This is a genomic window from Oculatella sp. LEGE 06141, from assembly GCF_015207605.1.
GTDB lineage: Bacteria > Cyanobacteriota > Cyanobacteriia > Elainellales > Elainellaceae > Oculatella.
On record NZ_JADEWO010000003.1, the window covers coordinates 264064 to 272620 of the forward strand.

The window sequence follows — 8557 nt, forward strand, 5'->3', positions numbered from 1 at the left end:
AACTCAGGTCAACAAGAAACCCCTCCTGCTAGGCAGGAGGGGTTTTTGATAAATGGAGCGATGGACTTAGTTTGCTTTTGCCGTGAGTTGCTGTTCGGGTAGGGTTACCTTCTCGGCCACGATCTTGCGGAACTGCTCCCCTTCAATGGTTTCTTGCTCCAGCAATAGATCGACTAGCTGATCTAACAGTTCTCGGTTTTCCCGCACCACACGACGCGCATCCTGATAGCAGCGAGTGGCGATCGTCCGCACCTGTTGATCGACTTTCATCGCCACTTCTTCAGAGTATTCTGTGCGCGACATCAAGTCTCGACCCAGGAAGACTTCACTACTGCCGCTTTCCAGGGCAAAAGGACCCAAATCAGACATGCCGTAGCGAGTCACCATTTCTCTGGCAAGGTCGGCCACCACACGGATATCGTTGCTGGCACCCACTGTAATTTCGGCATCGCCAAATACCTCTTCCTCGGCAGCACGACCCCCCAGGGCGATCGTAATCCGATCGAGCAACCAGGAGCGGGTGTACAGTCCGCTATCAATCATGTCCTCGTTAAAGGTTTGTTGAGCAAATCCGCCAATGCCGCCCGAACGAGGAATAATCGTGACTTTGTTGAGCGGATCGGAATTCTTCAGCAGGGTCATTAACAGGGCATGACCAACTTCATGGTAAGCAATGATTCGTTTCTTTTTGCTATCCATCAACGGAGCCATTGCCATGCCGGTTGTCACCCGATCGATCGCGTCATCGATTTCGAGCAACGTAACGGCATCTTTGCGGCGACGAGCCGTTAAAATGGCCGCTTCGTTTAGCATGTTGGCTAGTTCGGCTCCAGAAAAACCAGGCGTGCGACGGGCAATCGCTTCTAGAGACACATCTGGATCAAGCTTCTTGTTCCGGGCATGAACCTGGAGGATGCCCAACCGACCATTGAAGCCGGGTAAGTCTACCTGAATCTGACGGTCAAAGCGACCGGGACGCAGCAGGGCAGAATCCAACACATCAGGACGGTTCGTTGCCGCAATGATGATGATGCCTGTGTTGCCCTCAAACCCGTCCATCTCGGTCAGAAGCTGGTTAAGCGTCTGCTCACGCTCATCGTTTCCACCTCCAATCCCCGCACCCCGTTGCCGTCCTACTGCGTCAATCTCATCAATGAAGATGATGCAGGGGGCATTCTCCTTCGCCTTCTTGAACAGGTCGCGCACACGGGAAGCACCGACCCCAACAAACATTTCCACAAACTCTGAACCGGAGATGCTGAAGAAGGGGACACCTGCTTCTCCGGCGATCGCCTTGGCCAGAAGGGTTTTCCCGGTTCCGGGCGGGCCAATCAGCAGCACCCCTTTGGGAATTTTGGCACCCACCGCAGTGAAGCGCTCTGGCTTTTTAAGGAAGGTGACGACTTCCTGCAATTCTTCTTTGGCTTCTTCAATGCCAGCCACATCATCGAACATGATGCCGGTTTTAGATTCCATCGAGAAGCGAGCTTTGGATTTGCCAAAGTTCATCGCCTGTCCCGAAGCGTTGCTGGAACGGCGCAAAATCATCAGCAGGCCAATGATGAGCAGGAAGGCGAGTAGGGCATGGGTCACTAACCACGCGATCGCCCCGCCATCGGCAGATGGCTGAACTTCCAGGTCAACATTGTTGGTGCGAGCCGCTTCAATTAGCTCGGAGTTGCGATCGCCAGCAAACAAAGGAACTTCCTGAGTCACCTGGTCGCGTGGCTGATTTCTTAACTGCACTTCTGCGATCCCGCGCACGGGGTCAATTTCAATCCGTGTAACTTCCCCTTCTTCGATCCGTTGCAGCAAGTCGCTGTAACTAATTGGATCGCGAGCCGTAGCCTGTGCCAGGGCAGGCGGACTCACCATCACACTCTGCAATACCATCCAAATGGCCGTGATCGCTCCTGCCGCTACGGTGGAACCTTTGCTCAGCGACTTCTCCCGCTGAGAGGGGATCTTCTCTTCAGAGTGAGAAAGTTGATGATCTGCTCGTTTGTTGAAACGCTTCATATGTGAATTGCCTTTTCCCATGCGCTAAGCTCAACCTCCTGTTTACTAAGCTTCTCTTGCAGTGTTCCCACTGGGTATGAGCCTAACTGTCAGGACGCAGATAGCCTCTCTAACCCTAGTGTAGCTTCAACTCTCTCAGTCATGACGGCGAAATGACGCTGAACTAAGGGTGCTGGTATGCGGTGTAAGGTGCTGTGATTGGATGGGGTCCCTGTTTGGGCAAGTCTAGTGACGCTCTGGTGATGCCAGGGTCGTTTCGTAAAGCATACTCGTTACGAGTACGCTTTGACTGCTATACTGGGTTTATAAAGAACTTCATAAAAATTTTTAACCCTCTGAATTCAAGGTAATGAAGCCAGGTGAGTCACGACATCTCCCGTGTTGCAGACTTTGCCACCCTGGAATTTAATAACGGCTTTTCGGACTGTTTATCACTGTTAAGGTAGGAGCTGACTAATGGTTAAAATTGTTGGAATTGGCGGCAGTTTGCGCCCAGATTCACATAGCCAGAAGGCTTTAGAATTAGCGATCCAGCGAGTTGAAGCGCTGGGTGCCTCAACCGAAATTCTAGATTTGCGAACTATGAACCTTCCCTTTTGTCATGGGGGAGACGATTATTCCGACTATCCCGATGTGGCGCGGCTCAGTACGGCGGTTAAGCAGGCAGACGGGCTAATTTTGGCAACTCCCGAATATCATGGCAGCGTTAGCGGTGTAATGAAGAATGCCCTGGATCTGATGGGATTTGAGGAACTGTCTAGCAAGGTCGTTGGGGTGATTAGCGTTTTGGGGGGACAATCGAACAGCAATGCCCTCAACGATTTGCGCGTGATTATGCGGTGGGTTCATGCCTGGGTGATTCCTGAGCAGGTGGCGATCGGCCAAGCCTGGAAAGCGTTTGATGAAGACGGCAAGATTTTGGACGAGAATCTGTCGAAGCGACTTGACCAGTTTGCTCAAAGTTTGGTGGAAAACACTCAGAAGTTGAGAGGTGTGTCGTAGTGGTTGAAATGTAGCAACCATCCTGCATTCTCTCAGGAAGGGGTTTCTACCCTGGTTTGCACAAACGACCTGCTAAACAAAAGCGATCGCTCCATACGAGGAGCGATCGCTTTTACGTTGAACTCATTGCATCTGCATCATTTAGTGATGATGGTGATGCCCATGATCGTGATCATGATGGTGATGATCGTGGTGGTGAGTATGGTCGTGATATGCCTGCGCTTGAACTGCTGCCAGAGATGGGTTGACGCTCAGTGCCTGTTCGGATAGGAGGGCGGCAATTTGGTCATCTGCCCAATCGGCGGCCATTTGCAGAAAATCAGGATGGTCATTGACGCAGGGCAGTTGGGCATAGGTCACCTCAGGATGCTTTTTCCGCAGCCCTTGAATGATGTGATCCACATCTAGCAGCGTTTCGTGGTTTTCGGTGGCAAACCCAATCGGCATAAAGACGAGCGCTGTTGCTCCCAGGTCAATCAAGTTTTTAGCTGCGAGGTCAGCGTTGGGTTGCGTCCACTCAATTAGCGGTGTCTGGTGGTTTAGCCAGCCAACCGAGATTAAGGGATAGCGGTTAATTAACCGCTCTCGCACTCGCTCGTATAGCGCCTGACTCTCATCAATGCCGGAGGTGAACCCTTTTGCTTTGTGGGGGCAACCGTGGTTCATTAAAATAATTCCGGTTTGGGAGGGCAAATGAGCGACCGCCAAATCGCTGGCAATCTTCTCTTCGACGAGGCGTGCCATTAAGTCAATATAGGCAGGCTCGTTATAAAAAGAGGGGATATATCGCGTTCCTTTTACCCAATGCTCGTTGCCGTCTGCCAGTTTGGCCAGGGCGTTGTTGACCTGCTCTACAGCGATGCCGCTGGTAAAGATCGAATCGACCACCAGCAGCGGATAGATTAGCAATTTGTCAAAGCTTTGAGCTTTAATTTCGGTTAACACCTGCTCTGGTAGGAAAGGCGCACAGAAGTTGAACGCTTTAAACACCTGGATGCGATCGCCCCATTTTTCTTGCAGTCGCGCTTCAATGCCTGCCCGCTGATTTTCGAAAATGGCATTATGCGGTGAAATAAAATGGTCGTGCTGGTGGCTCCACTCGTGTAGGTCGAAGACGGCCAGCAATTTGGCAAGGGGTGGATAAATCCAGGTGGGGACAGGCGCAAACTTGGCGGTGAGCAAGTTCAAAGCTTGCTCGTTATAATTTGCAAAGTCGTCATAGCTTTCGACTTCACCGTATCCCATCAACAGAACCGCTACCCGATCGGTACCAGAAGCTGGGGTTTGAGTATCTTGCAGCTTTTCAGGAGTAGCAACCACGCTTTGCACCTCAATATCTAATGCTTGTTTAATTTTGTTGTGTCTGCTTCAACGTGCAGCTTGTGGAATCTGGGGTGTCTCAACCCGCATTTATTCCATTTAGCGTAACATCCCCCTGGAGGGGATGGTGTGAAAACAGTCTGAAGTCTGTCAATTTGCAACCATACCGCTGAAGCAATGGCGCACAATCCATCTTGCGAAGGAGTGTGTTTTTACAGGTGGAGGTGGGGGTGCTACTGCCACAGGCGGCGGCGAGGGGAACCGCTGAGGCGCTGATGGGTATCTCGTAAGAGAGCCGGAATATCGAGGGTTTCGGGACAGCGCGGCAGGCAGTCGCCGCAATCTGTACAGCGATCGCCCCGTCGTCCGGGGAACCAGTGTCCGGCATTTTCCAGCATCCGATAGCGGTATTCACCAAACGTCGTCATGTCGTAGGCGATCGCCAGATTGCGTAGGCGCAAAATTTCGGGAATGTTGATGGTTTCGGGGCAGGGAAGACACTCGTAACACTGGCTACACCGCTCGGTGCCCAAGGCTTGCATCTGGTGGGTTTGCAAGCGGTCTAAAACAGCTAGTTCCTCACCCGTTAATGGCTCGTCCCGGTCGGCAACGGTTAGCGGCCAGTCCAGTTCACCTGGCGTGGCCGCTCCTAGGCTTAGCGTGGTGATGCGGCGATCGCTCAACAAAAAGCGATAGTTTAGCTCCAGGGGTGAGAAAGGGTGGCATAGCTCCACGAGCCGATCGGGCGGCGTAAACAGCATTCCTCCTTTGTCGGCAGGAGAAATAATGAAGATGCCCATGTCTTTGGTGTGGGCGAGTGCCACGGCAGCGGCATTGCGCTGAAAGAACAGGTTGTAATGAAGGCAGACAAACTCAAATTGGTCGGTGGCGATCGCCTGCAAAATAAGGTTGAGCGGCGCATGGGTCGAAAACCCAATGTGGCGGACTCGGCCATCGGCAACGGCTTGTTGCGCTGCCCTCATACAGCCGTTGGCGGCGGTGATCCAGGCTAAATGCTCTTCAGTGTTCAGGCCATGAATGGCTAGACTGTCCAGATAGTCAACGCCGAGGGTTTGCAGGGATTGATCCAGGGCGCGATCGAACGAGTCTGCATGGGGAGTGGGCGAAATTTTGCTGGTGATGTAGAGGCGATCGCGCGTTAGGGGCAACCCAGCTTTGAGGGCAGCCCCTAAATAATGTTCGCTGTTGCCATAGGCTCTGGCGGTTTCTAAGTGGTTGATGCCTAACTCGACGGCACGCTGTACCGTATGGTGCGCGTTTTCCTCAGAGGACAGATAGCGCATTGTCCCTAAGGAAAACGCAGAGAAAGGCAGGTTAGTTTGGCCGAAACGTCGATATTGCACGCTAAACGGTTACATTTCGCCACTGCTGCTTTTGTAGCGACCGCCAAGCTTAAAGTCTTCGGGGCGAATGTTAGAAACAAAGTCTCTAAATGCCTGCCGTTCGGCTTCGTCTGCATCCCGATCGACTGGAATAGACGCGTCTGCAACGACTTCTTCCATTACCCAGATTGGGCTTCTAGTCCGGAGGGCGATGGCGATCGCGTCGCTCGGACGAGCATCAATCTCTTTTTTTACTTCACCCTGGCGCACCGTCAAAACGGCGTAAAAAGTGTTGTCTTGTAATGAATGGATGACAATCCGTTCGACAGCCATATCCCATTCTTCCAGGAGATTGACCATCAGGTCGTGTGTGAGCGGACGAGGCGGAGTCTGGTTTTCTAATGCACCGATGATTGCCCTAGCCTGATCCTGGCCAATATAGATAGGTAGTTGGCGGCGATCAGTAGAATCCCTCAGAAGCACAATGGGGCTGCGAGTTGCTGCATCCAGGGCAATTCCAGCGACCTTCATTTCAATCATTGACTTAGCCTCTAGAATCCGTTGAGCGGTAAACGTTGAGCAAAGATAGACTGGACTGAATGAACCTGTGATGTCGAGATAGTCTAACACTCAAACCTTAAAACCAGATCCGTGAATTGTGTTCCAGTCAACCGGAGGGTTTAGAGAACCAGTCAGATTTTTCTGGTAGCGTTCTGCTTTACCCCGATCGGGTAACGAGATCCAAATCAGCCAGCCTGTCACCATATATCAGTATTACTGAATTCCAGTATGCCCTGATCTTGCCTCGAATCCCTAGGGTGAATTCTGAAACTTTGACGAAGAGATACACTCTTTGGCAAAGAAAAAATGTTTTGTTTCGATTTGTGTAGAAACGCTTTAAACCGTAACAAATTTCTGAAGGACGCTGTGTTTACCGGACTTATTCAAGCGCTGGGTACGATTCATCCCCTGGGTGAGGATCAGTTACAGATCGCCTGTAGCGACCCCAAAATTTTACAAGATTTAGCAATTGGTGACAGTGTGGCGGTGGATGGCATTTGTTTGACGGTGACGACGATTTTGTCGAATGGGTTTACGGCTGCGGTGTCTCCTGAAACGCTCGATCGCACCAGTTTGGGTTATATGGAGGGCAATGCCCATATCAACCTGGAACCGTCGCTGCGGGTGGGCAGCAAGTTGGGCGGGCATTTTGTGACGGGGCACATTGACGGCATTGGCTACCTGGAAGAGTCGGTGTCAACGGCAAACGCCTGGGAAATGAGCTTTACGGTGCCGGATGCGCGGGTGTCTCGCTATATTGTGCCGAAGGGCAGCATTGCTATTAATGGAATTAGCCTGACGGTGGCGGACTGTAATGCCACTGGAACGTGGTTCAAGGTGGCGGTGATTCCGCTGACCTATGCCGAGACGAATCTCCGCTTTTTGCAGCCGGGTGGCCGGGTGAATTTGGAGGGGGATGTGTTGGGCAAATATGTGGAAAAATTCTTGCGTTTAGGATCGAATTCCACGGAATCGGTGGTGTCTGAATTAGAGGACATGATCGCATCTAATGGATCGGATTCGATTACACCATCATTTTTAACAGAGCATGGATATCTTTAAGGCTTTGAAAGGAGCCAACTATGGCGTTAACTGCACAACAATTGGCAGATTTGATGCCCGATGCCACGGATGTTGAAAGTAATGAGCCAGAAATAGAAAGTTCGCTGCATTATGCTCAGCTAGCCTTGTTGGTTGCCTGTTTATCCTGGCTGTGGCGCGATCGCCAAGATTTCTTTATTGGTGCTAATCTCACTGTTTATTTTAGTCGTCAACAGCTCAAAAACCGCGACTTTAGAGGGTCAGATTTCTTTTTAGTCAAGCAAACTCAAAATCGTCCTCGTAAATCCTGGGTGGTGTGGGAAGAAGATGGAAAATATCCGGATTTAAGAGGATGTTTGAAAAGTGCTGAACGTCACTCGAACCGCCCCCTAAATCCCCCAAGATGGGGGACTTCCGAGCCGATTCTCGTTCAAAGTCCCCCAATTCTGGGGGATTTAGGGGGCGAATGCAGGACATTTGCTACTTTTCAAACATCCTCTAATTATCGAATTGCTGTCTGATGCTACGGCTAGGGTCGATCGAACTTTAAAGAAAGACCTCTATCAAGATCGGTTTAGAACTCACGAATATTTTTGGTTTTCTCCCGACGATTTAGAGTTTGCTGGCTTTCGTTTAGTGAGCCAGCGGTATCAGGAAATTGCGCCAAATGAAGCAGGGTTGCTGTGGAGTGAAACCCTTAATTTATATCTCGGTATTGATCACGGGCAGCTTCGTTATTTCACAGCGGATGGTCAATTGGTGCTAACCCCTGAAGAAGACGCGCTACAGGCACAACAGCAAGCCAGTCGGTTGGCGGAACAGTTGCGATCGCTCAGCATTGAACCAGAGGTGTAAATCTCCTGTAGGGGCGTAGCATTCGGCAGATAGCCTCTGCAATAGACCTGGACGTATTGCCCCGAATGCTACGCCCTTAGGGGTGTTAGACGCTCTGCATTAGCCCCCTAAATCCCCCAATTTTGGGGGACTTCCGAGCCAGTTTTGGTTCAAAGTTCCTCAGGGTTAGGGAATTGGGGGAGATTTGGGGGATTTGGGAGGCGGTTTGCGTTTGCGCCTGTCCCTTTTTTAACCGTTTCCTTCGTCTTGATGCAGGTACTTGGTTAAGATGCTCATGACGCTGCCGGGGGGCATGGTTGGCAGGCTGTCGTGGGCGTTGGGGGAGGGGATGGCGATCGCTTTGCTCCATTCACCTGCTTCGGCAAAGCCGCGTTTGTGCAGGTTTTTGATGGTGGCGATGACATCTTGCTTATCAC

The 8557-nt window shown here is 51.3% G+C and carries 6 protein-coding genes and 3 pseudogenes; 4 read left to right on the top strand and 5 right to left on the bottom strand.

The genetic code is table 11. The features are described from left to right. Positions 1–66 precede the first annotated feature (66 nt). Positions 67–2019: an ATP-dependent zinc metalloprotease FtsH gene (gene ftsH / locus IQ268_RS04150; RefSeq protein ID WP_339383492.1), complete on the bottom strand. Its 1953-nt coding sequence runs from the start codon at positions 2017–2019 to the stop codon at positions 67–69. Positions 2020–2475: 456 nt separating this feature from the next. Here ftsH and IQ268_RS04155 point away from each other — a divergent pair, with 456 nt between their 5' ends. Continuing rightward, entirely contained in the window at positions 2476–3021 is a 546-nt protein-coding gene (locus tag IQ268_RS04155; protein WP_193875820.1) for an NADPH-dependent FMN reductase, read from the top strand. A 141-nt stretch (positions 3022–3162) separates the two neighbouring features. Here IQ268_RS04155 and IQ268_RS04160 read toward each other — a convergent pair whose 3' ends face one another. The 3 genes from IQ268_RS04160 to IQ268_RS04170 all read right to left on the bottom strand — a co-directional run bounded on the left by IQ268_RS04160 (position 3163) and on the right by IQ268_RS04170 (position 6224). Beyond that, positions 3163–4341, bottom strand: a complete 1179-nt coding sequence (locus tag IQ268_RS04160) for a ferrochelatase (RefSeq protein WP_193875822.1) — start codon at positions 4339–4341, stop codon at positions 3163–3165. A 233-nt stretch (positions 4342–4574) separates the two neighbouring features. After that, positions 4575–5705: an aldo/keto reductase gene (locus IQ268_RS04165; RefSeq protein WP_193875824.1), complete on the bottom strand. Its 1131-nt coding sequence runs from the start codon at positions 5703–5705 to the stop codon at positions 4575–4577. Between the two features lie 9 nt (positions 5706–5714). After that, positions 5715–6224, bottom strand: coding sequence for a bifunctional nuclease family protein (locus IQ268_RS04170; protein ID WP_193875873.1), 510 nt, complete (start codon positions 6222–6224; stop codon positions 5715–5717). A 387-nt stretch (positions 6225–6611) separates the two neighbouring features. On the opposite strand from IQ268_RS04170, the gene ribE reads away from it, so the two are divergent. The 3 genes and pseudogenes from ribE to IQ268_RS04185 form a co-directional block, all read left to right on the top strand. Then, positions 6612–7307 carry a riboflavin synthase gene (ribE, locus tag IQ268_RS04175; RefSeq protein ID WP_193875826.1) on the top strand — a complete coding sequence of 232 codons (696 nt, stop codon included), beginning with the start codon at positions 6612–6614 and terminating at the stop codon, positions 7305–7307. A gap of 20 nt (positions 7308–7327) precedes the next feature. After that, a pseudogene (locus IQ268_RS32065) lies at positions 7328–7630 on the top strand (Uma2 family endonuclease); the annotation flags it as partial. A 154-nt stretch (positions 7631–7784) separates the two neighbouring features. After that, a pseudogene (locus IQ268_RS04185) lies at positions 7785–8141 on the top strand (Uma2 family endonuclease); the annotation flags it as partial. 228 nt (positions 8142–8369) lie between these two features. On the opposite strand, the pseudogene IQ268_RS04190 reads toward IQ268_RS04185, so the two are convergent. After that, positions 8370–8557: pseudogene (locus IQ268_RS04190) on the bottom strand (hypothetical protein); the annotation flags it as partial.

What these genes read in the sequence shown, in the direction of transcription:
- ftsH (WP_339383492.1), bottom strand. Translation starts at nt 2,019, where the DNA reads ATGAAGCGTTTCAACAAACGAGCAGATCATCAACTTTCTCACTCTGAA.
- IQ268_RS04155 (WP_193875820.1), top strand. Translation starts at nt 2,476, where the DNA reads ATGGTTAAAATTGTTGGAATTGGCGGCAGTTTGCGCCCAGATTCACAT.
- IQ268_RS04170 (WP_193875873.1), bottom strand. Translation starts at nt 6,224, where the DNA reads ATGATTGAAATGAAGGTCGCTGGAATTGCCCTGGATGCAGCAACTCGC.